At 66.7% G+C, this 25234-nt stretch carries 22 protein-coding genes and 2 tRNA genes; 4 read left to right on the top strand and 20 right to left on the bottom strand.

Going from position 1 to position 25234, the window contains the following annotated elements; genetic code table 11:
• Positions 1 to 185: 185 nt before the first annotated feature.
• The 7 genes from sthA to nth all read right to left on the bottom strand — a co-directional run bounded on the left by sthA (position 186) and on the right by nth (position 5928).
• The gene (gene sthA / locus MARPU_RS10160; RefSeq protein ID WP_005224289.1) at positions 186 to 1583 is read right to left on the bottom strand and encodes a Si-specific NAD(P)(+) transhydrogenase; all 1398 of its coding nucleotides are present in this window, start codon (positions 1581 to 1583) and stop codon (positions 186 to 188) included.
• A gap of 128 nt (positions 1584 to 1711) precedes the next feature.
• Positions 1712 to 2143 (bottom strand): host attachment protein, encoded by a 432-nt coding sequence (locus MARPU_RS10155; protein WP_025275270.1) that lies wholly within the window; start codon positions 2141 to 2143, stop codon positions 1712 to 1714.
• A gap of 202 nt (positions 2144 to 2345) precedes the next feature.
• Positions 2346 to 3122: an HvfC family RiPP maturation protein gene (locus tag MARPU_RS10150; protein ID WP_005224287.1), complete on the bottom strand. Its 777-nt coding sequence runs from the start codon at positions 3120 to 3122 to the stop codon at positions 2346 to 2348.
• Positions 3115 to 3960 (bottom strand): HvfB family MNIO-type RiPP peptide maturase, encoded by an 846-nt coding sequence (locus tag MARPU_RS10145; RefSeq protein ID WP_005224286.1) that lies wholly within the window; start codon positions 3958 to 3960, stop codon positions 3115 to 3117. Before MARPU_RS10145 ends, MARPU_RS10150 begins: the two co-directional genes overlap by 8 nt.
• Positions 3961 to 3963: 3 nt before the next feature.
• The gene (locus MARPU_RS10140; protein ID WP_005224285.1) at positions 3964 to 4245 is read right to left on the bottom strand and encodes an HvfA family oxazolone/thioamide-modified RiPP metallophore; all 282 of its coding nucleotides are present in this window, start codon (positions 4243 to 4245) and stop codon (positions 3964 to 3966) included.
• A gap of 184 nt (positions 4246 to 4429) precedes the next feature.
• Positions 4430 to 4894 (bottom strand): DUF1841 family protein, encoded by a 465-nt coding sequence (locus MARPU_RS10135; RefSeq protein ID WP_005224284.1) that lies wholly within the window; start codon positions 4892 to 4894, stop codon positions 4430 to 4432.
• Between the two features lie 362 nt (positions 4895 to 5256).
• Positions 5257 to 5928 (bottom strand): endonuclease III, encoded by a 672-nt coding sequence (gene nth / locus MARPU_RS10130; RefSeq protein WP_005224283.1) that lies wholly within the window; start codon positions 5926 to 5928, stop codon positions 5257 to 5259.
• Positions 5929 to 6058: 130 nt separating this feature from the next.
• Here nth and MARPU_RS10125 point away from each other — a divergent pair, with 130 nt between their 5' ends.
• Complete coding sequence (locus MARPU_RS10125; protein WP_005224282.1) at positions 6059 to 6772, top strand: lytic transglycosylase domain-containing protein; 714 nt, start codon at positions 6059 to 6061, stop codon at positions 6770 to 6772.
• A gap of 8 nt (positions 6773 to 6780) precedes the next feature.
• On the opposite strand, the gene cls is transcribed toward MARPU_RS10125, so the two are convergent.
• The 4 genes from cls to MARPU_RS10105 form a co-directional block, all read right to left on the bottom strand.
• Positions 6781 to 8220 (bottom strand): cardiolipin synthase, encoded by a 1440-nt coding sequence (gene cls, locus MARPU_RS10120; protein WP_005224281.1) that lies wholly within the window; start codon positions 8218 to 8220, stop codon positions 6781 to 6783.
• A gap of 93 nt (positions 8221 to 8313) precedes the next feature.
• Positions 8314 to 8400: transfer RNA gene (locus MARPU_RS10115), tRNA-Leu, on the bottom strand.
• Between the two features lie 49 nt (positions 8401 to 8449).
• Positions 8450 to 8902, bottom strand: coding sequence for a tetratricopeptide repeat protein (locus MARPU_RS10110; RefSeq protein ID WP_005224280.1), 453 nt, complete (start codon positions 8900 to 8902; stop codon positions 8450 to 8452).
• 134 nt (positions 8903 to 9036) lie between these two features.
• Entirely contained in the window at positions 9037 to 9849 is an 813-nt protein-coding gene (locus tag MARPU_RS10105) for an inositol monophosphatase family protein (protein ID WP_005224279.1), read from the bottom strand.
• A gap of 98 nt (positions 9850 to 9947) precedes the next feature.
• Between MARPU_RS10105 and MARPU_RS10100 the strand changes: the two genes are divergently transcribed.
• The 3 genes from MARPU_RS10100 to MARPU_RS10090 all read left to right on the top strand — a co-directional run bounded on the left by MARPU_RS10100 (position 9948) and on the right by MARPU_RS10090 (position 12837).
• Positions 9948 to 11429: a mannose-1-phosphate guanylyltransferase/mannose-6-phosphate isomerase gene (locus tag MARPU_RS10100; RefSeq protein WP_005224278.1), complete on the top strand. Its 1482-nt coding sequence runs from the start codon at positions 9948 to 9950 to the stop codon at positions 11427 to 11429.
• Positions 11430 to 11618: 189 nt separating this feature from the next.
• Positions 11619 to 12710, top strand: a complete 1092-nt coding sequence (ychF, locus tag MARPU_RS10095) for a redox-regulated ATPase YchF (RefSeq protein ID WP_005224277.1) — start codon at positions 11619 to 11621, stop codon at positions 12708 to 12710.
• Between the two features lie 50 nt (positions 12711 to 12760).
• Positions 12761 to 12837 (top strand) — tRNA-Met (locus MARPU_RS10090).
• 285 nt (positions 12838 to 13122) lie between these two features.
• On the opposite strand, the gene MARPU_RS10085 is transcribed toward MARPU_RS10090, so the two are convergent.
• From MARPU_RS10085 to MARPU_RS10045, 9 genes are all read right to left on the bottom strand, one after another.
• A complete protein-coding gene (locus tag MARPU_RS10085) occupies positions 13123 to 13542 on the bottom strand; it encodes a hypothetical protein (RefSeq protein ID WP_005224276.1) in 420 nt (139 codons plus the stop codon).
• 453 nt (positions 13543 to 13995) lie between these two features.
• Positions 13996 to 15666: a diguanylate cyclase gene (locus tag MARPU_RS10080; protein WP_025275269.1), complete on the bottom strand. Its 1671-nt coding sequence runs from the start codon at positions 15664 to 15666 to the stop codon at positions 13996 to 13998.
• A 76-nt stretch (positions 15667 to 15742) separates the two neighbouring features.
• Positions 15743 to 16117, bottom strand: coding sequence for a response regulator (locus MARPU_RS10075; protein WP_005224274.1), 375 nt, complete (start codon positions 16115 to 16117; stop codon positions 15743 to 15745).
• A complete protein-coding gene (locus tag MARPU_RS10070) occupies positions 16114 to 18735 on the bottom strand; it encodes a CHASE domain-containing protein (protein ID WP_005224273.1) in 2622 nt (873 codons plus the stop codon). The genes MARPU_RS10075 and MARPU_RS10070 overlap by 4 nt, the downstream gene beginning before the upstream one ends.
• A gap of 300 nt (positions 18736 to 19035) precedes the next feature.
• Positions 19036 to 22299: a PAS domain S-box protein gene (locus MARPU_RS10065; RefSeq protein WP_156929261.1), complete on the bottom strand. Its 3264-nt coding sequence runs from the start codon at positions 22297 to 22299 to the stop codon at positions 19036 to 19038.
• A gap of 242 nt (positions 22300 to 22541) precedes the next feature.
• Positions 22542 to 22787 (bottom strand): hypothetical protein, encoded by a 246-nt coding sequence (locus MARPU_RS10060; RefSeq protein WP_005224271.1) that lies wholly within the window; start codon positions 22785 to 22787, stop codon positions 22542 to 22544.
• A gap of 368 nt (positions 22788 to 23155) precedes the next feature.
• A complete protein-coding gene (locus MARPU_RS10055) occupies positions 23156 to 23566 on the bottom strand; it encodes an ATP-binding protein (protein ID WP_005224270.1) in 411 nt (136 codons plus the stop codon).
• Positions 23556 to 23930, bottom strand: coding sequence for an STAS domain-containing protein (locus MARPU_RS17905; RefSeq protein WP_005224269.1), 375 nt, complete (start codon positions 23928 to 23930; stop codon positions 23556 to 23558). The genes MARPU_RS10055 and MARPU_RS17905 overlap by 11 nt, the downstream gene beginning before the upstream one ends.
• A 5-nt stretch (positions 23931 to 23935) precedes the next feature.
• Entirely contained in the window at positions 23936 to 25231 is a 1296-nt protein-coding gene (locus MARPU_RS10045; RefSeq protein ID WP_005224268.1) for a PP2C family protein-serine/threonine phosphatase, read from the bottom strand.
• Positions 25232 to 25234 lie beyond the last annotated feature (3 nt).

Genomic DNA, 25234 nt, shown 5'->3' with positions numbered 1-25234 from the left:
CGTAGGGCACGGTGACACGCGCCCTCGGTCGTCTCTTGCCGTCTGCGCACCGCGCCTGGTGGACGGGGCGGCGAGTTCCGGATCAGGTCTTGATTATATAAGCGTTTGCTAAACTATCAAGCATCCCCGATCGGCCGTGACACGACACCTCGCGCGTGGTCCGTCACGGCGTCCTCGATCGGCGCTCAGAACAGCCGGTTGAGGCCGTTGAGGGCGGCGACGCGATAGGCCTCGGCCATGGTCGGGTAGTTGAAGGTGGTCTCGGTGAAGTAGCGGATGTTGTTGGCCGAGCCTTGCTGCGACATGATCGCCTGTCCGATATGGACGATCTCCGCGGCCTGCTCGCCGAAACAGTGGATGCCGAGGATCTCCAGCGTCTCGCGGTGGAATAGCAGCTTGAGCATGCCCACGGTGTGGCCGGTGATCTGGGCGCGGGCGATGCTCTTGAAGTCGGCCTGGGCGACCTCGTAGGGGATCTGCGCGGCGGTCAGCTCGCGCTCGGTGCGACCCACCGAGCTGATCTCGGGGACGGTGTAGATGCCGGTGGGGAACTCGTCGATCAGCGACCAGCCGCACTCGCCGTCGGCGATGTGGGCGCCGACGAAACGACCCTGGTCGTAGCTGGCGCTGGCCAACGCCGGTGGTCCGGCGACGTCACCGACGGCATAGATATGCTCCAGTGCGGTCTGGTAGCTGGCGTTGACCTCGAGCTGGCCGCGACTGTTGGGCGCGAGGCCGATCTCCTCCAGGCCCATGTCCTGGGTGTTGCCGGCGCGCCCGTTGGCCCACAGCAGATAGTCGGTCTTGAACTTCTTGCCCGAGCGGCAGTGCAGTACCACGCCGTCGGCTTCCGGTTCGACGTGCTCGTAGACCTCGTCGTGTCGGATCACCACGCCCTGCTGGCGCAGGTGATAGCTCAGCGCGTCGGTGATCTCGTCGTCGAGGAAGGAGAGCAGGCGGTCACGGGTGTTGACCAGGTTCACCTTGACGTCGAGTGCGCCCATGATCGAGGCATACTCGCAACCGATGACACCGGCCCCGTAGATCGTCAGCGAGCGCGGTGTCTGCTGCAGTCCGAGCACCGAGTCGCTGTCGAGCACCCGGGGGTGCGAGAAGTCGATGTCGGGCGGATGATAGGGGCGCGAGCCGGTGGCGATGACGAAGTGCTTGGCGCGCAGCCGCTCGCTCGGGCCGCGCGCGCGGCGCACCTCGATCAGGTCGGGCTCGAGGAACACCGCGCGCCCGAACACCACCTCGACCCGGTTGCGCCGGTAGTAACGGAAGCGGGTGCGGACCTGATCATCGATGGCGCCATCGGCGGCGCGCAGCAGGTCGGGGAACTCGACCTCAATCTGGTGCTGGGTGTGCTGGAACAGCGGGTTGCGGCGATAGTCGGCGAGCAGCTGGATGGCGTGGCGCAGCGCCTTGCTGGGGATGGTGCCCCAGTGGGTGCAGCCGCCGCCGACGCGCTCATGGGCTTCGACCACGGCGATGCGCTGACCGGTCTTGGCCAGCTTCATGGCCGCCCCCTCGCCGCCGGGGCCGGCCCCGATGACGATGGTGTCGAACTCGCGCGTGGTCATATGCAGGCTCCGGCTGTGTCGTCTTGCAGAGTGCTACAGGGTAGCACAGCCGACTGCCGGAGGGCGCGGCGCACCTCCTTGTGCGCCCTGTTCAAGTGTCCCTATCGATTAACGACGGATACCCGCGTTCAGAGGAAGTCGGGCAGGTTCTTGCGGATGTTGGTGGGACTCTGGGTGGTGAGGTTCTTGTCGACCTCGCCGGCGACCAGCTGGCGCAGCGAGGTCGACAGTTGCTTGCGCAGCACGCCGAGGAAACTGGGCGCGGCGATCACGTAGAGTTTCTTGAAGGCGCCTTCGAGTCGCGCGGTCTCGAGGGCGTTGCAGATGAGGTTGGCGAAGCGCTCGGCGTGTTCCTGCTTGAGTCCGCCTTCACCGTTGATGCCATGTCCTCCGGTGCTGGGGTCGTGTCCGCGGCCGCCGCGGTCGGTGTTCAGGTCCCCCTGGCGTAATCGGGCCTCGGGAAAGGCCAGGGTGTGGACTTCTTCGATCGGGCTTGCGGCCTTCTCGGCGTGGAAGATTCGAGCACGGCTCGTATCAGCGACCAGAACCCAAGTTGGCATGGTGTCACCTTCCTCCAGGTTGTTGCCCGGCATCGGCCATGGATGATGACGGAGGCGTGCGCGAATGCGTTGGCTGCCGAATCGCGCCGGGCGCTGCGCTTGCCAGACACGCCCTCCCGTCCAGGCTGAGTGTAACAGCTTGGTCATGGATGGGGCGGGCAGGGGAAGGGGGCGGGCGGTGCCCGGCGTTTTCTCGCCGGACTCAGGCCGCGATCACTGGCGTGATGGCGGGACGGGTGCCGAGCAGCACGCCCTCGGCACGGAGACGCGCGAGGGTCGTGGCGCCGAATTCGATCACTCGCTCGGGCTCGGGGTGGCGCAGTTCGGCGGCGATGCCCAGCAGCGCTTCGCGTCCGCTCGACGATGGGGTGGTCTCGATGCGTTGCAGCAGGCGCTGGGTGACGGCGTTGATCTCGATGAAGCGCACTTGCTGGGTGCGGTCGCGCAGCACCACCAGTTGTACCGGCTCGGCGGCTGGGGTCTCGGGCTGGTGATCCGGGGCGATGCGATGGACGGGAAAGCGATAGCTCAGTGACCAGGCCAGGGGGCTGCGTACCGGCGTGGCGGCGAGCAGGTCGCCGTTGGGGTCGATGCCCTCGAGGTCGGCCTCGGCTTCGCTGTTGTGCAGCGCGATCTCGACCCATTCGTAGTGCGCCAGTTCGAGCAGGAAGGGCGGGTCGTCGGCGGTGGTGGGGCGCTGCCCGAGGAAGTCGACGAATTCGCCGGGGAGACGGTGGAACAATGGCGTGCGAGCGCGGTGTTCGACGAGAAAGGCGCGTACCAGCGCGTGCCAGTGCGCCGACTTGAGGATGCGGTGGAGCACCGGGAAGCTGCCGGCGAGCAGTGAGTCGAGGTTGTTGAAGATCAGCTCGCGATAGACGCGCATCCGCTCGGGTGCGACGTCAGTCGGCGCGTCGGCCCGTTCGGGGTCGCGCAGGTGGGCGCAGAAGGCCTGTTGGTGGGCGGCGAACTCAACCATGGGCGCGCTCCGGCAGGGCGCGGCGCTGGATCGTGGTGATCTGTGCGACCTCGTCGATGAGTTGCGCCAGGGGTGGGATGTTGAAGTCGCGCTCGAGCAGGGTGGGGAAGACGCCGAAGTGGTCGTAGGCTGCCGCCAGCAGCGACCAGACCGGGTCGATCACCGCGCTGCCGTGGGTGTCGATGCACAGCTCCGGGGAGGCGACATAGTGTCCGGCGACATGACCGTAGCGGATGCGCTCGCCGGGCAGGGCGCGGAGGAAATCGAGGGCGTCGTAGCCGTGATTGACGGCATTGACGTGGATGTTGTTGACGTCGAGCAGCAGCTCGCAATCGGCGCGTTCGAGCACCGCGCCGATGAAGTCGATCTCGGTCATTTCCTGGCCGGGCGCTGCGTAGTAGGAGACGTTCTCGACGGCGATGCGGCGCCCGAGGATGTCCTGCACCCGACTGATGCGGGCGACGACGTGAGCGATGGCTGCCTCGGTGAAGGGGATCGGCAGCAGGTCGTAGAGCTGGCCGTCGTCGCTGCAATAACTCAGGTGCTCGGAGTAGATCTCGATGTCGTGGACATCGAGGAAGTCGCCGATCGCACGCACCAGCTCCAGGTCGAGCGGCGCCGGTCCGCCGAGCGAGAGCGACAGCCCGTGACAGACGAAAGGGTGACGCTCGGTCAGGGCGCGCAGCCGTCGGGCGTTGGCCCCGCCCATGCCGACCCAATTCTCCGGAGCGATTTCATAGAAATCGACCGCCGCCGGAGGCGTGTCGAGCACGGCGCGCACGAACTCGCGCCGTAGCCCCAGACCGGCGCCGTGGATGCCCGCGGGTCCGGTGGTCATCGGCTAGCTCGCGCCGCCACACTTGCCTTCGCCGCACTTGCCTTCCATGCCCTTGTCGCCGCCGCAGTTGCCCTCGCTGTCCTTGTCGCCACCGCATTTGCCTTCGCCACACTTACCCTCGGCGTCGGCCGAGGCGAGCTGCATGTAGCCGCTATCCATCACCGTGGCGGCGAAGGGGTTCTGCTCGGCGCTGGCCGGGGCGACGGCGGCGAGGCTGCCAACCAGGGCGGCGCCGAGCAGGCCGGAGGCGGTGGTCAGGGTGGTCTTGGTCTTGATGTCGGACATGGTCTCGATCCTCGATAGTGAGTGAAGCGTCGCGTGTGCTGGTGGTCGGGCGCCTGTCGCACCGGGGACGACCGTCATATCCGACCTTTGAGGTCGGGATTAAGAGAGTGGCTGCGTTGAACGCGAATTCAACGCATGGATTTCGAGGAAATCGAGGGTGAGCGGCGCGTCTCCGCGCGAAGGCTCAGCGTGACTTGCGGGATTTTCGCGACTTGCCGGGCTTGGACGACCTGCCGATGCAGTCGAGATAGGTCGTCTCGTCGAAAGTGGCGCCGGGCTCGCGCTGCAATCGCCACATCGTCTGCGCGAGACACTCCATGACGCGGTGCTCGGCGGCGTGGGTGTCGCCGAGTCTGGCGACCAGCGTCTGGTAGCGCGCGCGAATGCCGCGCGGCTGGTCGGTGCCCAACTGGTCGAGCACCGCCATGTGCAGCCCCATGTGGAGGAAGGGGTTGGTCTCCCCGTGTTCGGGGAGGAAGTCGCGATCGAGCGCGTCGTCGCCGGCCTCGAGCAGGGCGTGGTACTCGGGGTGGGCGCGTGCGACGGCAACGATCTGCGTCTCGGTGGGGTCGAGCGGCTGCTCCTCGGCGGCCTTGCGCCAGGCGGTCACGAAGGCACTGCGATAGCTCTGTCGATCGTCGGAGAACATGGCGGGGTCTGTCCTGGCTCTTATGGTCCAACCAATAACTTTCACATAAGGACGAGGGTGAAGGGAAGCGGTCGGCCAGCCGCCAGCCGCCAGCCGCCAGCCGCCAGCCGCCAGCCGCCAGCCGCCAGCCGTCAGCCGTCAGCCGTCAGCCGTCAGCCGTCAGCCGTCAGCCGTCAGCCGTCAGCCGGAAAATTGAACCGCAAAGCCGCGAAGTGCGCAAAGACACCGATGCGTGATGACGGCGTGCGGTCGTGGACGGTGCGGGTCCGGTGCGGGTCCGCGCTGCCGTCGGATGATCGCGCCCACTGGTGGCTGGAGGCTGATCGCTGGTGGCTGGTCGCTGGTCGCTGTCGCCTGACCGCTCACCCCCCCTTTGCGTCCTTCGTGCCTTCGTGGTTCACCCCTCCCGATTTCTCCGGATACTCGCAGAGGTCGGCGATGGGGCAGGTCGGGCAGCGGGGGGCGCGGGCGGTGCAGGTGTAGCGGCCGTGGAGGATCAGCCAGTGGTGGGCGGCGTGCAGATAGGGCTCGGGCACCTGTTCGAGCAGGCCGTGCTCGACGGCGAGCGGGGTGCGCCCGGGGGCGAGACCGGTGCGGTTGGCGACGCGGAAGATGTGGGTGTCGACGGCCATGGTCGGCTCGCCGAAGGCGGTGTTGAGGACGACGTTGGCGGTCTTGCGCCCGACCCCGGGCAGGGCTTCGAGGGCGGGGCGGGTGCGTGGCACCTCGCCGTCGTGGTGCTCGATCAGCCGTTGGCAGGTGGCGATGATGTTGCGCGCCTTGGTGTTGAACAGGCCGATGCTGCGGATGTGCTCGCGCACCGCCTGCTCGCCGAGGGCGAGCATCGCCGCCGGGGTGTTGGCAGCGGCGAAGAGTCCGGCGGTGGCGCGGTTGACGCTCTTGTCGGTGGCCTGGGCGGAGAGCAGTACGGCGATCAGCAGCTCGAAGGGGCTGGCGTAGTTCAGCTCGGTGGTGGGGTGGGGGTTGGCGGCGCGCAGCCGCTCGAAGAGTTCGCGACGGGTGCTGAGGTTCATCGGGCGTGTCGGGTCGGGACGCAAAAGGCGGCCATTGTAACCGGATGCGTGACGCTGCCCGCGTGTCCGGGCTCTGTTAACCTAGCCGCATCCATTTGGCCGAGATCATCCGCTCGGGGGAGTTCCACCCATGCCGCTGCTGTTGGTGCTGTTGCTGATGCTGCCGTTCGCCGGCTGGTGTTCGGTGTCCGATGGTCAGCGTCTGCTGCCGGTGGCGCCAGACGCGCCGCGTCCGAGCCGCGCCGAGGTCGAGGCGATGGTCCCCGAGATCGCCGAGGCCCGCGGGGTCGAGGAGGCGCTGGTGCTGGCGGTGATCGCCGCCGAGTCGAACTTCAACGCCCATGCCGTCTCCCACGCCGGCGCCGTCGGGCTGATGCAGCTGATGCCGGCGACCGCCGCCGACTACGGCATCGGCTCGGTCGAGGCGCTGTTCGACGCGCGCACCAACCTGCGTGTCGGTACCCGCCACCTCAAGCGCTTGCTCAGCAAGTACGACAACGACTACGGGCGTGCAGTGATGGCCTATAACGCCGGCGAGGGCGTGGTCGACCGCACCAACAGCCGGGTGACCTATCTCGAGACCCTCAACTACACCGAGGCGGTGTTGTTGCAGTACGTCCGCAACGGCGGCCAGGCGCCGACCCAGGCGGCGCTGCGTCAGGTGCGCGCGCTGCGCGGGATGCGCAGCGCCGGGGGCGCGCGACGGCTGATGAAGCGCTATCTCGACCCCTCGCTGCTCTCGCTCAAGGTCAAGCCGACGCTCGACCTGCCCTCGCTCAGCCCCCGACTCCACGAGCCCGGCCCGGCCAGTCGGCCGATGTTTGAACTCGATACCGGGCGCTGAGTCGGCCCTCAGAGCACCGGGCCGAACATCGCCACGGCGTTGTTGACCAGATGGCGCGGCAGCGACCAGTCGGCGACCGCCGCGCGGGTGATCTCGCGCGACTGGGCGAGATAGTCCTGCTGGCGCGCGCGCAGCGCGGCGGTGAGCGTGGGGTCGTGGAAGAGGATGTTGTTCTCGTAGTTGAGTTCGAAGCTGCGGCGGTCGAGGTTGGCCGAGCCGATCAGCGCCACCGCGCCATCGAGGGTGAGCGACTTGGTGTGCAGCAGCCCGGGGACGAACTCGAAGATCCGCACCCCGGCCTCGAGCAGCCCGGCGTAGTAGCTGCGACTGGCCGCGCCGACGATCCGCGAGTCGTTGCGCGCCGGCAGGATCAGGGTGGTGGCCACGCCCCGATGGGCGGCGGCGCAGAGCGCGTCCTGCATCGATTCGTCGGGGACGTAGTAGGGGGTGGTGATGACCAGCTCGTGCCGCGCGCTGTGCATCAGCGTCTCGAACACCTCGGGCATGGCCGAGTAGCGCACCGTCGGTCCGGTGCCGATCACCTGCGCGGCGAAGCCGTCGGGGTGGGCCGGCGGCAGCGGTCGGGCGAGCAGCTCGTCGAGCGGGTCGTCGACATGGCTCATCCAGTCGCTGGCGAAGAGGTGCAGGTTGTAGCGGGCGATCGGTCCCTCGAAGCGGATCATGGCGTCGACCCAGGGGGCGTAGCGCGGTTTGACGCGGAACTCGGGGTCGGCGCAGTTCTGGCTGCCGCAGTAGGTGATGCGGTCGTCGATGACGACGATCTTGCGGTGGTTGCGCAGATCGATGCGGCCCTTGATCGGACGCATCAGCGGGTTGCCGATGGGCAGTGCCGTGGCCAGCCGTACCCCGGCCTCGCGCATCGCGCGCCAGTGGCGCGAGCGGATCATCGCACGAGACCCGAGATCATCGGCCATCGCCCGGCAGGTGACGCCGCGCGTCGCGGCGCGGGCCAGGGCGGCGGCCACCCGGGTTCCGTTGTGGTCGGGCAACCAGATGTAGAAGAGCACATGGACGTGCGCGCGTGCGGCGTCGATGTCCGCCACCAGGGTCTCGACGGTGCTGTCGGAGTCGGCCATCAGCTGGCCGCGGTTGCCGCCGACGGCGCGGTAGTTGCAGATCGACTCGCCGAGCCGGAACAGGTGGGCATGCTGCTCCGGTACCAGCGCTGGCGCGCCGGGCGGTGGGCTGGGCAGGCGCGCGAGCACCGCGCGCAGCCGGGCGACACGGCTGCGGCCGATCCCGACCTCGCCGAAGAACAGATAGGCGAGCATGCCGACCACCGGGAAGACCAGCACCACCACCACCCAAGCCACGCGCGAGGCCGGCTGGCGGTGCGGGCGCAGCAGCACGCGGCCGAGCACCGCGATCTGCAGCGACAGGTGCAGGAGATAGAGCAGGACGGTGACGATGGTGGCGGTGGTGCTCACGGGGTCCCTCGCGCGCTGTCCACGGATGAGGCGCCGGCGGGGCGCTCACGCAAAAAAGGCCAGACGACTGTCTGGCCTTTTTCGGAATCGGTCTGGTACCGGGAGCCGGACTCGAACCGGCACGGTGTTGCCACCGTCAGATTTTGAGTCTGATGCGTCTACCAATTTCGCCACCCCGGCAACGCAGCGGACAATTATAAGGCGCAATGCCCGCGGGCGCCAGTCCCTGTTAGCCGCGCTCCTCGAACCCCGCCAGCCGATAGAGCCGCTTGGCCTCCTCCGGGTCCTTGTCGACGCCGAGCCCCTCCTCGTGGAGCATCGCCAGTGTGGTCATCGAACCGACCAGGCCCTGGTCGGCGGCCTTGCGGAACCAGCGCGCCGCCTCGCCGTGGTTCTGCTCGGCGCATTCGCCCTGCATGTACATGAACCCCAGCCCGTGCTGGGCCAATCCCAGGCCGCTCTCGGCCGCAGCGCGCATATAACGATAGGCGAGTGCGCTGTTGGCGGCCATGCCAAGCCCGTTTTGCGCCATGATCGCCATCCGGTACTGGGCCTCGGGGTTGCCGCCCTCGGCCAGCGGGGCGAGCAGGCTGGTTGCGCTGGTGAACTGACGCGCCTCGAAGGCGGCGATACCGCTGGCCAGATCCATGTCCAGCCCTTGCGTGTCGTCTCGATCGCTCATGCTGAAAGACTCCGTGACTGTCCGAGCTCGGGGCCGGGACGCGCCCTGTGCTGGTTGGGCGCGTCCCCAAGGGGCAATGCTGACGCAAGCCGAGGCGTGATGCCAGCCCTGGAGACGCCTCGGTTACTGAGGATTCAGGTCTCGATCAAGGGGAGGGCGACGAAGTCGTGCCAGAGTGCGAGCAGTGGCCGATCGGCGGCTGCGAGGGCAACGCGTGGTTCGAGATCGAGCGTCTCGACCGGGGTGACGCCGCCGAGACGGTAGAGCCGCGCGGCCACGCCGGCCTCGTGTGCGATCAGTCGCCCGGCGGCGTAGTCCCACAGCTTCTGCCCACCGTGCAGATAGAGCTGGTAGCGCCCGCAGGCGAGCCAGCACCACTCCAGCGCCACCGCGCCGAGGTTGCGCTGCGAGCGGAAGCCGCCCGGGCGCAGCAGCGCCGGGATGCGCTTCGGCGGCAGGCGCTTGAAGTCGACCATGGCGATGCAGTCGCCCAATGCCGGACCGGGGGCGAAGGGGGCGATCGGGGTGCCGTCGAGCGTCGCTCCGGCGCCGCGCACCGCGCTGAAGCACTCGTCGCGCACCGGGTCGAGGACCACGCCGAGTTCCACCCGGGCGTGACGGACGAGCGCCAGGGAGATGGCGAAGCCGGGGAAGCCGCAGGCGTAGTTGCCAGTGCCGTCGATCGGATCGAGCACCCAAACGCCCTCGGGGGACTCGGTCAGGCGTGCTTGCTGCGCCGCCTCCGACATCTCCTCGCCGAGCAGCGGGATGCCTGGATACTCCGCTGCCAGCGCTTCGGTCAGGCGTTGCTGCACCGCCAGGTCGGCGCTGGTCACCAGGCTGCCGTCGCCCTTGGTGTCGGTCTCGATCCGTCCCCAGCGGGGCAGGATCTCGGTGGCGGCGACCTCGCGCAGCAGCGCGCCCAGTCGTGTCGGATCGGGACTCATGCGACCTCCTTCCTCCGTCCGTCGGTTTGGCCCGGTCTGGCCCGGATTGGTGTAATCTACGGGCCAAGTCCTTCAACTTCAGCAACAGGTACCCGTCGATGCTTCTGCAACCCGTCATCCTGTCTGGAGGCTCGGGGACACGGCTCTGGCCGCTCTCGCGCGAGGCCTACCCCAAGCAGTTCCTGCCGCTCACCGGCGAGCACACCATGCTCCAGGAGACGGTGCGCCGTCTCGACGGACTCGAGCGTGAGCATCCGCGCCACGGAGCGGGATTGGTCGATCCCATCGTCGTCTGCAACGAGGCGCATCGTTTCCTCGTCGCCGAGCAGTTCCGCGCCATGGAGCGCCGCGCCGCAGCGATCGTGCTCGAACCCGAGGGCCGCAACACTGCCCCGGCGCTGACCCTGGCCGCGCGCATCGCCACCGCCGAGGGCGCCGATCCGGTGCTGTTGGTGATGCCGGCCGATCACACCATCGCCGACGAGCCGGGGTTCCGCGCCGCAGTCTCCGATGCCTTCGCGCTGGCCAGCGACGGGGCCGTGGTCACCTTCGGTATCGTCCCCGGCAAGCCCGAGACCGGGTATGGCTATATCCGTCGTGGTCAACCCTATCACGGTGACGGGCTCGAGGGGGCGGCCTACCGGCTCGAGGCCTTCGTCGAGAAGCCCGACGCGGCCACCGCCGAGTCCTATCTGGCCAGCGGCGACTATCTCTGGAACAGCGGCATCTTCGTGCTCCGCGCCTCGCGCTGGCTGGCGCTGATCGAGCGCTTCCGCCCCGACATCGCCGAGGCGGTGACCCGCGCCTGCGCGGCGGTGAGCGATGACGGCGACTTCCAGCGCGTCGACCCGGCGCTGTTCGCCGCCTGTCCGAGCGATTCGATCGACTATGCGGTGATGGAGCGTCTCACCGCCGAGGGCGAATCGGTGCCGGCGGTGGTGCTGCCGCTCGACGTCGGTTGGTCGGACGTCGGCGCCTGGTCGGCGCTGTGGGAGGTGCGCGCGCGCGATGCCGAGGGCAATGTGTGCGACGGCGACACTTTCGTGCACGAGGCCGCCGACAACTTGCTGATCGCTCAGCACCGCATGCTCGCGGCCATCGGCGTCAACGACCTGATCGTGGTCGAGACCCCGGACGCGGTGTTGGTCGCCGACAAGGCGCACGCCCAGGATGTGAAGGCGGTGACCGAGTCGCTGCGCCGCGCCCAGCGCAACGAGTACCGCCATCACCAGCGGGTGCATCGCCCCTGGGGGGCCTACGAATCGATCGACCAGGGCGCACGCTATCAGGTCAAGCGGCTGACGGTGAAGCCGGGCGAGTCGCTCTCGCTGCAGATGCACCACCACCGCGCCGAGCACTGGATCGTCGTCTCCGGCACCGCGCGGGTGACATGCGGCGAGGAGACCTTCCTGCTCACCGAGAACCAGTCGACCTACATCCCCGTCGGCACCCGTCACCGTCTCGAGAACCCCGGCACCATCCCGCTGGAACTCATCGAGGTGCAGTCCGGCAGCTATCTCGGCGAGGACGACATCGTCCGCTACGAGGACCGCTACAACCGCGACGCCAGCGATTGCTGAGCCGGGCCGCCAGCCGTCGCCAGCCGCCGGCTTCCAGTGGAGCGCAACGCCGGCGCCGGAGTCTTGAATATCCCATTCCTTTGCGCACTTCGCGTCCTCGCGGTTCAATCCTCCCGGCTGGCGGCTGATCGCGGTTCAATCCCCTTGATCGCTGGTGTAAAATGAACGGTTTTCCAGCGAGACCTCGCCATGGGATTCAAATGCGGTATCGTCGGCCTGCCCAACGTCGGTAAGTCGACCCTCTTCAAGGCCCTGACCAAGGCCTCGATCGCGGCGGAGAACTATCCCTTCTGCACCATCGACCCCAACGTCGGCGTGGTGCCTCTGCCCGATCCCCGGCTCGACGTGATCGCCGGCATCACCAAGCCCGAGCGCGTCCTGCCGACCACCATGCAGTTCGTCGACATCGCCGGTCTGGTGGCCGGTGCCTCCAAGGGCGAGGGTCTGGGCAACAAGTTCCTCGCCAACATCCGCGAGACCGATGCCATCGCCCATGTGGTGCGCTGCTTCGTCGACGACGACGTGGTGCACGTCGCCGGCGGCGTCGACCCGCTGCGCGATATCGAGGTCATCGACACCGAACTGGCGCTCGCCGACCTCGAGTCGGTCGATCGCGCCCTCGACCGCGCCCAGCGCATGGCCAAGACCGGCGACAAGCAGGTGCTGGCGCGCAAGGCGCTGCTCGAGCGCGTGCGCGAACAGCTCGACAGCGGCGCGCCGGTGCGTGCGATGGGACTCGATGAGGACGAGCAGCAGGAGCTGCGCGACCTCTTCCTGCTCACCGCCAAGCCCACCATGTACATCGCCAATGTCGCCGAGGACGGCTTCGAGGCCAACGCCATGCTCGAGGCGGTGCGTGCTCACGCCACCGCCGAGGGGGCCGAGGTGGTGGCGGTGTGTGCCGCGATCGAGGCCGAGGTGGTCGAGCTGGAGGACGACGAGCGCGACGAGTTCCTCGCCGAGCTGGGTCTCGCCGAGCCAGGTCTCAACCGCGTGGTGCGCGCCGGCTACCAGCTGCTGGGGCTCGAGACCTATTTCACCTCTGGCCCCAAGGAAACCCGCGCCTGGACCATTCCCGCCGGTGCCAAGGCGCCGCAGGCCGCCGGGGTGATCCACACCGACTTCGAGCGCGGCTTCATCCGCGCCGAGGTGATCGCCTACGAGGACTTCGTCGCCTGCAAGGGCGAGCAGGGCGCCAAGGAAGCGGGCAAGCTGCGTTCCGAGGGCAAGGAATACGTGGTCAAGGACGGTGACATCATCCACTTCCGTTTCAACGTCTGAAAAAGTGTTGACACTCGGGATCGAGGTCTGTAACATTCTCGGTCTCTTGAGGCTACGTAGCTCAGTTGGTTAGAGCATCGCACTCATAATGCGAGGGTCCCCTGTTCGAGTCAGGGCGTAGCCACCATCTTCTGTACAGCGTGCAACGAGCCGCCCCCGTCTGTGGGGCGGCGCACCTGTTCTCACTCCCCAAGCAATCGGCGAATCCCGGCCTCGATCATAGGTCGTGAAATCGCGTGCGTCGTTCCCGATAGCGCCTCTCCTGTACGTCCAGACCGCATCCACTTGACCGCTTGACCGCTTGTTCCCTGAGCACCGGCGTGTCGGGCTCTTTCGCATCGCGTTCCATGCGTTGATCGTCGGTCCAGCGGTTTCTCTGAGGAGACAAGGCTCAGGGGATCTTCGGGGCAGGCTATGACTTGAACCAGTCCCAAATCCCAAGGGAAAACCCGGGAATGAGATCGACCCCCGCCGCCGACTTGGCGAGATAGAGCATCAGCAGTCCCATTAGGACGCTGAAGATCAGAAAGATGCCGAGAAAAGCCGCCTGGAACAACAGCCCGATCTGACGTTCGCCTCGCGATAGCTCGCGACGGTTGCGGCCCAATAGGATGACGAAGTAATAGCGGTAGTGGATGAACTTCAGGGTGCCGCGCCAATCGATCGAGTGATTGCCCCATTTGCGCCCGACAAGCGCCAATTTGAGATAGGAGAGTTGTTCCTCGGAGAAGCTCGTCTGTATCTTCGGCGGCATTCTTGCCATGAGGTGTTGCAATGCTGCGTCTTGACACAGCTCCTCGCGTCGCTGCTGGTCGGATGCTGTTTGATTCATGCGTGATCCCTTTTGCGATCTGCTTGCTGTTTCAGCGGTCATTCCTTTCCGGTCATGACAGCGGCCATTGCGCTCGATCTCTGTCGAGATGAGCCTGCCGCATGCTCGCCCTCTCTCCAGGCGCCGAGCATCCATTTGGTCGGCGTGACGGCTGGAGGTGCAGCGGTGTGTCTGTCGACACGGACAGGGATGCATCGCTCGGATCGAGGCCAACCGGAGCACAGGTCCCTCGGACTCCGATCCCTGGTGGCCAGCCATTGAGCAATGACGCATCCCCGGAATGGGCGAGTTGGCGGAGATCCTGGACAGACAGCCCCCTGGCGCGCGCCAAGGAATCTCCATGTCGGAGACGGGATGTGAGCGCCCGCGACCGATGTCCAATGACACCGATTCGTGCTGCTCGGTGGGCGTGGTGATGAACAGCGACGCTGCGGCTACTCAGGACAATCGGTTTCAGGCCTCGTGCATCCAAGGCGGTGTCGTTGACTCGCTGCCCGCGCTGGCGCACACGAGGCGATTGCGCCCGAGTCGCTTGGCCTGGTAGAGCGCCGCATCGGCGGTTGAGGTCAATACGATGCTGGAGTGATCGTCCTCGAGTTCGGCGAGTCCGGCACTGAAGGTGCACTGGAAATGGCCGCTTGCGTTGGGTAGACGCAACAGGGCGAATTGCTCGCGCAGGGCGTTCATGACCTTCTCGGCTGCGGCGATCGTGGTGTCGGGCATCAGCACCGAGAATTCCTCGCCGCCATAGCGTCCGGTGACGTCGTAGCGTCGCAGACGCTTGCGCAGCATCTGCGCCAGACTTCTGATGACCCGGTCGCCAACGGGATGGCCATAGGTGTCGTTGACCCGTTTGAAATGATCGATGTCGAGTATGGCGAGTACAAGTGGAGCGTTGCTCCTGCTCGAGCGGGCGACCTCGGTCTCGAGATGCAGATCGAAAGCGATACGGTTCAGCAGTCCCGTCAGGCTGTCCTGACGGATGAGTGCGGTGAGCGAGCGGAAGCGTGAGACACGCAGCTGGACGGCTCTCACCAGGTCGATGTCCGGGATGGGCTTGGTGAGGAAGTCGTCGGCGCCCGTTCCCATCGCGGACAGTTGCTGCTGGCGATCGGATTCGCCGGACAGAAAGACGATGGGGATGCCTGCATAGCGTTCTTCCTGCCGTACGACACGCGCGGCCTCGATGCCATTGCAGCCGGGCATGTAGAGATCCAGCAGGATCAGCTCGGGCTCGAGTGTGGCGATGCTGTCGAGCAATGCGCTCGGCTCGCTGATCGCGTGTGCGAGCATGCCCGCGTCTCTGAGCACCGCCACGTAGTAGTCTCCCAGGGGCACCGAATCGTCGAGGATCAGCACGCGATAGGGATCGGAGGGGCGCGTGCAGGTCAGCTTGTCGAGCAGGTCGGCCAGTCCATGGACGTCGATCGGTTTGGACAGACAGGCATCGGCGCCGCTGCGTACCGCGGCCAGACGGCTGTCCCAGCCCCAGTGGCTGGACACCATGATGAGGGGAAGCCCGGCGCCGGCGCGGCTTGGCGACGCGCTTGATGGGGGACCGAATATCCCCCCTTCGGGAAGGGTCGAAGACTCGGAGACGACCGCCCGAATCCGCTGCGTCTCCAACACCTCCCGAGCGCGCGATGATGACGCGCACCAGATGACATTCCAGCCGTAGTAGCCAAGCTGCTCCACCAGGTCTTCGGCGCTCGCCCGATCCTCTTCGATCAGCAGTAGGCAGGAGGGGGCCTCGACCACGGTCTCCGGCGGAGCCGGTTCGAGGCGTGTCGGCTCGACCGTTGCGGCGGTCTCGAGAACCCCCGGCTTGATCTGCAAGGCGGACTGTCTCAAGGCCTTGAGGTGAGCGCTGATGCGCTCGAACAGCTCCAGCCGGACGGATTTCTCTTCGCTCCGGCCGAGGCGATCGAGCACGTCCTCGATCTTTCTGGCCTGATCGCCAAGCCCGGGTTGCCCGAATGTCCCCGCAGTCCCTGCCAGGCTGTGCACCGACCGGTGGAATGCCTCCAGGGCGGTCGGTCGACCTGCTGTCTCGAGCACATGCGACCAGACACGCTCCAGCTCCTCGAGACGTTCGGGGAGTGCCCCGATGAAGCGCTCCCGCATTCGGCGCAGTCTCTCGCCTCGGCTCGTCTGAGATGTCGACATGAGCGGCTCCACGATGGTTTGACAAGAGATGAGGTCAGGCTGCCGAATGCCCCAGGAGGGCACGAATCTCATCGCCCAGGCACATCGGGTCGAATGGCTTGGAGATCACCCCCAGCGCCCCCAGTGCCTCGAGCTGCTCGCGCTCTTTCTGCTGGACCTTGGCGGTCATGAAGATGACCGGGGTTTGGGCCAGATGGGGTAGCCGCCGCAGCCGTTGGAGCGTGCTCGGACCGTCCATGCCCGGCATCATGACGTCGAGCAGGATGAGGTCCGGTGCGAGTCCGGGCGCGCCCCCCAGCGCCTCGTCCCCGGATGCGCACTGGGTCAGCCGAAAATCCTCCTCCAGCGCGAATTCGACGATCTGCCGGATGTCGGGCTCGTCCTCGATGTGCAGGATATGCAGTGTCATGACGTGCTCCTGAGGCTCGGATCATCCTCGTTTGTCGGTGGGGGGACATCGGCGCGGCCTCCGCTCCACTCGGGCAGGTCGAAGTAGAAGGTCGTGCCCCCGCCTTCCCTTGAGGTATAGCCGATGTGTCCATGGTGTCGCTCCAGGATCGCCTTGGTGATCGAGAGCCCCAGACCCGTTCCGCCCTTTTCGCGGGTATCGGAGCTGTCGGCCTGGGCGAAGCGCTGGAAGATGTGGTCCTTGAAGGAGTCGGGAATGCCTGGACCCTGATCCTCGACCAGGGCGCGGAATCCTTGTCCGTGACGCCGCAGTCCGATCTGGACCTCCCCGCCTCGAGGCGAGTATTTGACCGCGTTGGAGATGAGGTTGGCGAAGACCTGTAGCATGCGATTGTCGTCGGCCACCACAGGCGCGCGCTCGAGTTCCAGGCGACCCGAGAGCTTCACCTGGAGCTGGCGGGCATAGCCCTCGTTGGCCTCCACTGCCTGGCGGGCGAGGGCGGCGAGGTCGGTGGGGTGGAGATCGAAGTGCATGCGCCCGGAGGCGATCTTCTCGAGGTCGAGGATGTCGTCGATGAGCAGGGTCAGGCGCGCGCTGTTGCGCTCGGCCATCTCGAGCATGGCGCGAACCTTCTCGGGCAGGGCCTCGGCGTAGCGACCGACCACCAGTCCGAGCGCGCCGCGGATGGAGGTGACGGGCGTGCGCAGCTCGTGACTGACGGTCGAGATCAGCTCGCTCTTCATGCGTTCGAGCTGCTTGCGCTCGGTGATGTCGCGGATCATGCCGATGAAGAAGGGCCGGTCGCCGCGCTCGATGCGCGAGACCGCCAGTTCCATGGGGAAGACGGTGCCGTCCTTGCGTCGTCCCTTGAGTTCGCGGGTGACGCCGATGACCCGTTCGTCCCCGGTGCGCAGATAGTGGTTCATGTAGCCGTCGTGGGCGCTGTGATAGGGCTCTGGCATCAGCATGCTGAGGTTGCCGCCCACCACCTCGGCGGCGGTATAGCCGAAGATGCGTTCGGCGGCCGGGTTGAAGGAGGTCACCGTACCCTCTGGACCGGCGGTGACGATGCCGTCGATCACATTGTCGAGAATGGCCTGGGTGTGCTGCGATTGGTCCCTGAGCGCGAACTCCGCCCGCCTGCGTGCGGTGATGTCGGTAAAAACCGCATAGACCTGGTACACCTCGGCGCCGGAGGCGTCCTGTCTGGGGTAGGCGTCGACCTGGATCCAGCGCCAGGGGGTGGCGCGGGCGTGACGGACCCCCATCACCACGCCGGTGACGGGTGCGCCGAGACGCAGGGTCTGGATGACCGGGTGATCGGTGCTGGAAAAGGCGCGTCCGTCCTCGCGAACGACCTGCCAGAGCGAGTCGATCGAGGTGAGTTCCCGCATCTGCTCCAGGGGGGCGCCGAGGATGCGTTGGGCGGCCGGATTGGCATCCAGGATGCGGCCCTCGGCGCCATGGATGACCACCCCCTGGCCCAGGTGCAGGAAGACCGAGCGGAAGCGCTCCTCGGACTCTTGGCGCCGCGCCGTCATCTCTTCGGCCAGCGCCAGCGCCTGAGCGCGTCGGTCCAGCAGCAGCCGGGTCACGGCGAACAGGGCCAGACTGATACCGATACCCAGTCCCAGCACCAGCCAGATGGTCGCCAGGTCGGTCTCGGCCGCGAAGCCCGATCGACTGTAGAGGCTCAGGGTCCAGGTGCGGCCGTAGGCCTGAATCCGCTGCAGGCCCGTGTGGCTCGGGTTCGGTTCCGGGGCGCGCTGCTCGGCGGAGTCGTACATGAGAGCGTCCGGATCGGTGCCATCGCCATCGTAGATCCTGAAGTCGATCGTCAGGCTACGCTTGCCGAGGATCCCGGCCATGAGGTCGTCGACCCGATAGGGGCTGTAGACGAAACCCCGCAGCGCCGCCCAGCGCTCCGCCGCCGTGTCCAGGGGCAGACCGGGCCGGTAGAGAGGGACGTACATGAGGAAGCCGGCCTGCTCCTTGCCGTGGGTCTCCTGCACCAGCCGGACCTTGCCCGAGATGGTGGTGGCGTCGGTGTCCACGGCCGACTGCATGGCCGCGCGCCGGGTCTGCTGCGAGAACATGTCGTAGCCGAAGGCCGCCAGGTTGCGCCCGGAGAAGGGCTCCAGATAGACGATGGCGGTATAGAGTGCGCGCTCGCCGGGTGGCTTGAGCCGATAGTCCGGGAAGCCCTCGGCGCGCACGGCGGCGACATGGGCGGCCAACTGGTCGGGACGGACGACCTGACTGTAGCCGACGCCGAGGATGCCGGGATAATTCTCCGTCAGCCGCAGGCGCTCCACATAGGTGCGCCACTCCTGGCGGGATACCGCCTCGCTGGCGTCGAAGAGTCCGGCGCCGCCGAGCAGGATCTGCTCGTGGTCGTGCAGACGCTCGTCGATCGCCTCGCGGATCTCTTGGCTAAGGAGATGAAACTGCCGATCGGCGATCAGTTGGCGCTGTTCGATCAGCCCCTGCCAGGCCAGCAGGACCGGCAGCAGCGCCGCCAGCAGCACGATCCAGGCGAGATAGCGGCGGCTGTTCGTGCCCTTGGTCCGCGCGGGGCGGGTGGGGTGCTTCGGGGTGGGGCGGGTTCTGTCTTGCATCCTGGTGTCCGCACGTTGCGATGGTCCGTTCCAGACGAACAGGGCTTTGTTGTCTCCGGGCATATGGCGTGCAGAACCAACCCTGCACCAGGCCGCTGTCCAGTCGCTCCACCCGGCGTCAGCCACCTTCCGGTCGGTGCGGGGATAGCGGCGCGTGCTGCCCTCCATCAGCACGGAATGCGGATGGCGGGCGCCGATCGCAAGACGCGACAGGTTGTGTCTCGAGGGGGCTGCGGCTTGTTGCCATGATCGTCGGTGAGGCGATGAAACGCTCATCGCAACACAGTGTCGAGACGGGCGCTATGGCTCCCCGCCCTGAACAGTGGGGGACTTTTCACGCCATTGCACGCAGGCCTGGCGCAGCAGCTCGATGCTTGTCTCGGCGACGTTCGGCAGCTCGAGCAAGCTGGTTGCGAGCGCCTCGCGATCCTTTTCCTTGGCGGCCTTTTCGATCTCTTGTGCCAGTCGTTGGAGGCGCAGTGCGCCAAAGCTGCCCGCGCCGCTCTTCAGGCTATGTGCCTCGTTTTGTATTCGGCCCGTATCTTCGCTGATCCGCTGGTCGATCAGGGTCGCAACACGCTCGGTGCTCTCTTTCAGGAACATGCCGATGAGTTCGGGCACCAGCTCCGGGGCGGTGTTGTCGGCGAGCTGATCGAGGACGCGTGGATCGAGATGGGGGAGAGGGGGCTCCACGCCCAGTGCGGTGGGCGAAGCGCCGGGATCCTCGGGCGGCGAGGGGGGGCGCCTGGCGGGCTGCAGGGACAACCATTTGGCGATCATGCGACGCAGATTGCCGATGTCGATCGGCTTGGAGAGGAAGTCGTTCATCCCGGCACTGAAACAGCGTTCCCTGTCCTCGGCGAAGGCGTTGGCGGTCATGGCAATGATCGTGGTCTCGCGGTTCGGCGAGTCCCCTGCGCGAATCCGGCGCGTCGCCTCGAGTCCGTCCATCAGTGGCATCGAGATGTCCATGAGGATGAGGTCGAACCTCGACTCCTCGGCACACTCGATCGCCTCCTCTCCGCTCCAGGCGACCACGACCTCGTGTTTCGACTTCTGCAGGATCGCTGTTGCGACCGCGACGTTGCTCGGGCTGTCTTCGACCAGGAGGATGCGCGCCGGTCGCGTCCCCCGCGGATCTGGGGCTCTGGGCTGCTGTGCCGCCTCTGTGGTGGGCGCGGCTGCGGACGCCACGCTTCCCAGGGCCTCGGCCAGATAGGCGAGGAGGCTGTAGAGACGGGCGGGCTTGCGGACGACGGAGCGGAAGCCCAGACGCTTCGAGACATCGATGGCCCCGACCTCGCCCATGGGGGCGAGGCGGACGAAGCGCAGCAGCGGGTATCTGTTCGGGAGTCGTTTCACGTAGTCGACGTCGGCGGCCTGGGCGGCTCCAGAGGGCGTGTCCAGGAGCACCAGGGGCGCGTCTTCGGGATCGAGCCGCTGTAGCGCCGCCTCGAGGTCCGGCGCCCGGTCGAAGGCTTGGCTGGCGATGCCGTAGCGCTCGAGCTGCTCGACGATCCCCTTGAGCAGCACGGGATTTGCCGAGAACACGTCAACCGTACGGTGGCGCAGATGTCCGAGGATCTCGGCGAGGTCGGCGTCGTGAGCGCCCCGTCCGGAGACGGGGAGTTCGGCGGTGAAGCGTGCGCCCTCGCCCTCGCGGCTTCGGCACTCGAGGTGGCCGCCCATCAGTTCGATCAGACGCAGGCTGATCGTCAGGCCCAGGCCGCTTCCCTGATAGCGTCGGGTCGGGCTGTTGTCAGCCTGCACGAACTCTTCGAACAGGGTGCGCTGCTGCGCCTCGGAGATACCGATGCCGGTGTCCTCGACCTCCAGCAGCAGCGTCCCCCGAGACGCGTCGGTCGAGCGGCGGTAATCCAGCCCGATCCTGATGCCGCCCGAGTCCGTGAACTTGACGGCATTGCCGACCAGGTTGGTGAGAACCTGCTTGGTCCTCAGGATGTCCCCGTGGTATTCGGACGGTATCCCGGACGCGGCGACCACGACGACCTCGACCCCTTTGCTCTGGGCCTCGGCGCTGAACAGTGAGGCAACGGTGTTGACGATATCGATGGCACGGAACCATTGGCGCTCGAGGGTCAGCTTGCCCGCCTCGATCTTGGAGAAGTCCAGGACGTTGTTCAGCAGCGCGAGCAGGAGCTGTCCGCCGTTGACCGCCGCGGTTGCGAACTGGCGTTGCTCGGCGTCCAGGTCAGACTCCAGCAGCAGGTTGTTCATGTTGATGATGGAGTTCAGCGGGGTACGGATCTCATGGCTCATGGTGGCCAGGAAACGGCTCTTCGCCTCGCTGGCGGCCTCGGCCTGGCGCCGTGCATTCTTGAGCGACTCCTCGTTGCGCTTGCGCTCGGTGATGTCGACGAAGTGCGCGACATAGTTGGTCGTTGCGCCCGTAGCGTCCTTGACCGCGGTGATGCTGAGCGATTCCGGGTAGATGGTGCCGTCCTTGCGCCTGTTGTAGAGTTCGCCGCGCCAGCCGCCTCGCCGCGCGATGTTTCCCCACATCGCCTGATAGAAGGCGCGGTCATGCCGCCCGGAGGAGAGGATGCGCGGGTTGCGCCCCAGGACCTCGGCCTCCGAGTAGCCGGTGATGCGGGTGAAGGCCTCGTTGATGCGCAGGATCTCGCCGTCCCGGTTGGTGATGAAGATCGCCTCGTCGGCCTCCAGCGCCTGGGCGGCGAGCTTGAGTTCCTGCTCGACGCGCTGTCGGTCGGTGATGTCGCGGATGAAGGAGGTGAAGATCAGGTCGTCCTCGGTCGCGATGGGGGCGATGTTGAGTTCGATCGGAAAGGTGTGGCCGTCCTTGTGCAGCGCGCTGAGTTCGATCCGCCGGTTGATCACCCGGCCGACGCCGCTGGCGAGATAGCGCTCCATGCCCTGTTCGTGTGCCGCGCGGTAGGCCGGCGGGATGAGCAGCTCCGACATCGAGGCACCGATCGCCTCGTGTGCGGCATAGCCGAAGATGTGCTCGGCGTTGCCGTTGAACTCGATGATGCGCCCATCGGCATCGACGGTGACGATGGCGTCGAGCGAGGCCGCCAGCGTCGCCGCATTCTTCGCCTCGCCCTGCGTCGTGGCACGGGCCAGTTCGCGCGAGTCCTGGAGCGCGACGCTGAGTTGTTCGTAGGTCTCCGCCAGTCGCCCGGACATGCGGTTGAAGGATCGGGTCAGGCGGGCGACCTCATCGCGCCCTTGCACCGGGATCTGGAGGCCGGGGCCGCGGCGGGTCACCTCCTCCGCGCCGTCGTGGAGCCGCTGGAGTCGACGCGTCAGGATGGTCCCCAGGACGAAGGAGAAGATTGCGACCAGGACCACCTCGATCGCGGCGATGGCGCTGGACCAGCGTTGCGCGCTCGCCAGGACCGTATGGATGTGGTCGGCCGAGAAGCCCATCTCGACCTGTCCGATCGGCTGCGTGCCGACCCGAATCTCCGCCCTGGCATCGAACACCGGGTCGTCGGCCCGCCGTTGATGGTGGTCGGGGGCGGCGTGCTCCAATGCACTCGGCGCCCCGCCTTCGGCAAGCACCATGCCCTGGCCGTACACCCGTACGTAGACCACTTCCGGGGTGTCGAGGATCTCTTGCAGTGCCGACTCGATGGTCGCCAGGTCGGTGGTGATGACGGCATCCTTGATGGTCGCCGCAAAGAAGTGCGTCAGGGTGAACGCGTGTTGAGCGAGCTGGGTCTCGTTGGACGCGCGCAGGAAGCTCAGGCCACTGACGATGAGGATGACCAGCAGAATGCTCTCGATGAGCGCGATGCCGAGGATGGTCTTGAGGCGAAAGCTCAAGGTCGTTCTCCCGTCAGCTCCTCGAGCTGCTCGATGCCGAGGGCGCGGATATCGTCCCGGTGCGTGTCCCGCGCGGGTGCGATGCCGTTGCAGTCGACGGTCGCGCGCAAGGTCCTTACCGTCTTATCCTGATCCATGTCCGCGCGGGCCGAGGCGACTGCGGCGGCCCAGTGCGCCGCGAGGCGTGGATGCGCGGCGAAGGCCTTGGACGAGAGGAAGGCGAGGGTGCCGATCGATCGCATGCTGATCTCCTGGTACGCACATTCAGGGCACCCCTGGGGTGCGGTCGGTCGGGTCAGGGGCGGTGGCACCTTTGATCTTCTGTGCCACGGCCGTGGCCTTTTCCGCATCTCCTGCCGAGACGTGTTGCCTGATGGTTGCGATCCGCACCGATAGATCGCCAAGGAATGTCCTGGCCACCAAGTGCATGATGGTTTCGTCCTGATCCGAGAGGTGCTGAAACCGCTACAGATCGAGCACGGGCGTCTCGGCGTCTGACCCAGGCGGTTTGATCGCTGTGTCTCTTGAATCAGTGGAGTTGTTTATCTCGGCGCGCGGAGCAGGTTCGTGAGTCCCGGTTGTCGACAGTGGCGTCGTGCTGCTGGCGGGTTCAGACGAGGAGCTTTCTCAGTATGACCCTGTTGCCGGTGCCATCCGTCTCGTAGTCGACGCCGTCCATCCATTGGCGCATGATCCACCAGCCGCGTCCGCTCTCGGCCAGCGGATCAGGTTCGGTCTCTGGGGGCATTTCGGCCATGGCCTTGCCGCGGTCGCCGACCTGGATGCTCAGGCCCGCGTCACCGAGCATCCAGCGGATCTCGACGCTGTGGCCCGATTTGCGTCCATAGGCATGGATGATGGCGTTGTTCACCGCCTCGATGGTGCAGGTCTGGACCTGATAGGCGGCCATCTCGTCGAGCCCGGCGTCCAGACAGAGTGCGCGGATGCAGGTGCCGACGAGAGAGGCCATCTCCAGCCGACTGTCGATCTGCACGAGCAGTGTCTTTGCGCTATCGGTCATGACGCGAGTCCGCCCCGGATGTGTCTGTCGCCATCTTGGCGAAGGCCCTGTCGACGTCAGGGCTGAAGTCCATGACTTGATTCAGCCGCATCATCTCGATCAGCCCCATGAGCGGCGGGCTGAGTCCGCTGATGACGAATGCGGCCGCTTGCGTCTTGAGCTGGCGCGCGAGCAAGACGAGTTCGCCGATCGCGGAGCTGTCGATGAAGTCGAGCTGACGCATGTCCATCACCAGGGGGTGGACGACGCGCATCCGCTGGCGGACCTCCGCGAAGGCCTGGGGCGCCGATGCGGCGGTCAGCTGCTTGATCTGCAGCTGAAGCAGGTAACCGCGGTCGTCCTCGTGCTCGAGCCAATATCTCACGTCGTTCACCTCGATGATTGGGGCGCGTCCAGCTCGGCGGCCAGCATGGAGATGTCGTCGGCGAGTGTCGGGCTCTCGCCATTCGCCGGTCGTCTCCAGCGCTCGAGTGCCTCCTGAATCTGGAGGATGGCCTCGTCCAGGCTGGCGCCCCGGGCGAGCCGCAGCGTCTCTGCCAGCCGTTCGAGTCCGAATGGCGAGCGGTCCGGGGCGAAGCACTCGGTGACGCCGTCGGAGTAGAGCAGGAGCCGGTCGCCGGGCTGGAGCTGGAAATCGACGGCCTCGTAATCCGCGTCGGCGATGAGCCCGACGGGGAGTCCGCCTCCGCCCAGGGTCTCGACGCGGCCTTCGCGCCGGTAGAGCAGGGGATAGGGATGTCCGGCCTGGCACAGCGACCCCTTGCCGGTGTGGGTGTCGATGACGGCATAGACCATGGTGCAGTAGATCATATTCCGATCATGGACCTGGAAACCCTGGTTGAGTCGGGTGACGACGGCGACCGGATCGGTGAGGGACTCCTGGGGCGCGATGGCCTCGGCCGTTGCGAACCCCGAGGAGACGGTCATGGCGGGGTGAGAATCGGTCGGCGGCTGGAGCTGCGCCTTGCCGCTGGTGCCCGGGTGCGGGGAGAGCAGCTGCGTCAGGTGGACCGAGAACATCGCGGCCGGTACCCCGTGACCGGAGACGTCGATCAGATAGAGGGCGAGATGGCGCTCGTCGAGCCTGAAGAAATTGAAGATGTCCCCGGCCAGTTGCTCGGCCGGCGCCATGGCCCAGGCCAGGCGCAGCGGCAGGCCGGTCTCGCTGGAGGCGGGCAGCAGGCTGCGCTGCACGGCGGCCGCGGCATCCAGGTCGCGCTGGACATGGGCCTGGCTGGCCTGCAGCGCCTCGTTGACCCGACTGAGTTCGGCGTTCTTGGTCTTGAGCGCCTGCTCCAGTTGCAGCACGCGCTCGCCTGCCTTGATGCGGACCTGCAGCTCCTTGGCATTGACCGGTTTGTTGATGAAGTCGTCCGCCCCGGCGTCGAAGGCGGTATAGATGTCCTCGGTTTGATCCTTGCCCGTGAGCAGGATGAGATAGACATAGTGGGAAAAGCCGGCCGCCCTGAGCCGGTGACAGAGTTCCAGCCCGTTCAGACGCGGCATCACCCAGTCGCAGATCGCCATGCCGATGGGCTCGTGCTGGAGCCGTGTCCAGGCCTCCTCTCCGTCGGCGGCCTCGAGGACCTCGTGTCCCCATTTCTGCAGCATGACGCTCAGCGTGCGTCGCATCCAGGCCTCGTCGTCGACGACCAGTATCTTCATCGG

This window comes from Marichromatium purpuratum 984 (genome assembly GCF_000224005.2).
Taxonomy (GTDB): Bacteria; Pseudomonadota; Gammaproteobacteria; order Chromatiales; family Chromatiaceae; genus Marichromatium; species Marichromatium purpuratum.
This window is presented reverse-complemented; position numbering and strand designations above follow the sequence as displayed.

What these genes read in the sequence shown, in the direction of transcription:
- MARPU_RS10055 (WP_005224270.1), bottom strand. Translation starts at nt 23,566, where the DNA reads ATGACCGATAGCGCAAAGACACTGCTCGTGCAGATCGACAGTCGGCTG.
- MARPU_RS10060 (WP_005224271.1), bottom strand. Translation starts at nt 22,787, where the DNA reads ATGCGATCGATCGGCACCCTCGCCTTCCTCTCGTCCAAGGCCTTCGCC.
- MARPU_RS10100 (WP_005224278.1), top strand. Translation starts at nt 9,948, where the DNA reads ATGCTTCTGCAACCCGTCATCCTGTCTGGAGGCTCGGGGACACGGCTC.
- nth (WP_005224283.1), bottom strand. Translation starts at nt 5,928, where the DNA reads ATGAACCTCAGCACCCGTCGCGAACTCTTCGAGCGGCTGCGCGCCGCC.
- MARPU_RS10105 (WP_005224279.1), bottom strand. Translation starts at nt 9,849, where the DNA reads ATGAGTCCCGATCCGACACGACTGGGCGCGCTGCTGCGCGAGGTCGCC.
- ychF (WP_005224277.1), top strand. Translation starts at nt 11,619, where the DNA reads ATGGGATTCAAATGCGGTATCGTCGGCCTGCCCAACGTCGGTAAGTCG.
- MARPU_RS10110 (WP_005224280.1), bottom strand. Translation starts at nt 8,902, where the DNA reads ATGAGCGATCGAGACGACACGCAAGGGCTGGACATGGATCTGGCCAGC.
- MARPU_RS10075 (WP_005224274.1), bottom strand. Translation starts at nt 16,117, where the DNA reads ATGACACTGCATATCCTGCACATCGAGGACGAGCCCGACATCCGGCAG.
- MARPU_RS10140 (WP_005224285.1), bottom strand. Translation starts at nt 4,245, where the DNA reads ATGTCCGACATCAAGACCAAGACCACCCTGACCACCGCCTCCGGCCTG.
- MARPU_RS10155 (WP_025275270.1), bottom strand. Translation starts at nt 2,143, where the DNA reads ATGCCAACTTGGGTTCTGGTCGCTGATACGAGCCGTGCTCGAATCTTC.
- sthA (WP_005224289.1), bottom strand. Translation starts at nt 1,583, where the DNA reads ATGACCACGCGCGAGTTCGACACCATCGTCATCGGGGCCGGCCCCGGC.
- MARPU_RS10150 (WP_005224287.1), bottom strand. Translation starts at nt 3,122, where the DNA reads ATGGTTGAGTTCGCCGCCCACCAACAGGCCTTCTGCGCCCACCTGCGC.
- MARPU_RS10045 (WP_005224268.1), bottom strand. Translation starts at nt 25,231, where the DNA reads ATGAAGATACTGGTCGTCGACGACGAGGCCTGGATGCGACGCACGCTG.
- MARPU_RS10080 (WP_025275269.1), bottom strand. Translation starts at nt 15,666, where the DNA reads ATGCGGGAGCGCTTCATCGGGGCACTCCCCGAACGTCTCGAGGAGCTG.
- MARPU_RS10145 (WP_005224286.1), bottom strand. Translation starts at nt 3,960, where the DNA reads ATGACCACCGGACCCGCGGGCATCCACGGCGCCGGTCTGGGGCTACGG.
- MARPU_RS10135 (WP_005224284.1), bottom strand. Translation starts at nt 4,894, where the DNA reads ATGTTCTCCGACGATCGACAGAGCTATCGCAGTGCCTTCGTGACCGCC.
- MARPU_RS10085 (WP_005224276.1), bottom strand. Translation starts at nt 13,542, where the DNA reads ATGAATCAAACAGCATCCGACCAGCAGCGACGCGAGGAGCTGTGTCAA.
- MARPU_RS10070 (WP_005224273.1), bottom strand. Translation starts at nt 18,735, where the DNA reads ATGCAAGACAGAACCCGCCCCACCCCGAAGCACCCCACCCGCCCCGCG.
- MARPU_RS10125 (WP_005224282.1), top strand. Translation starts at nt 6,059, where the DNA reads ATGCCGCTGCTGTTGGTGCTGTTGCTGATGCTGCCGTTCGCCGGCTGG.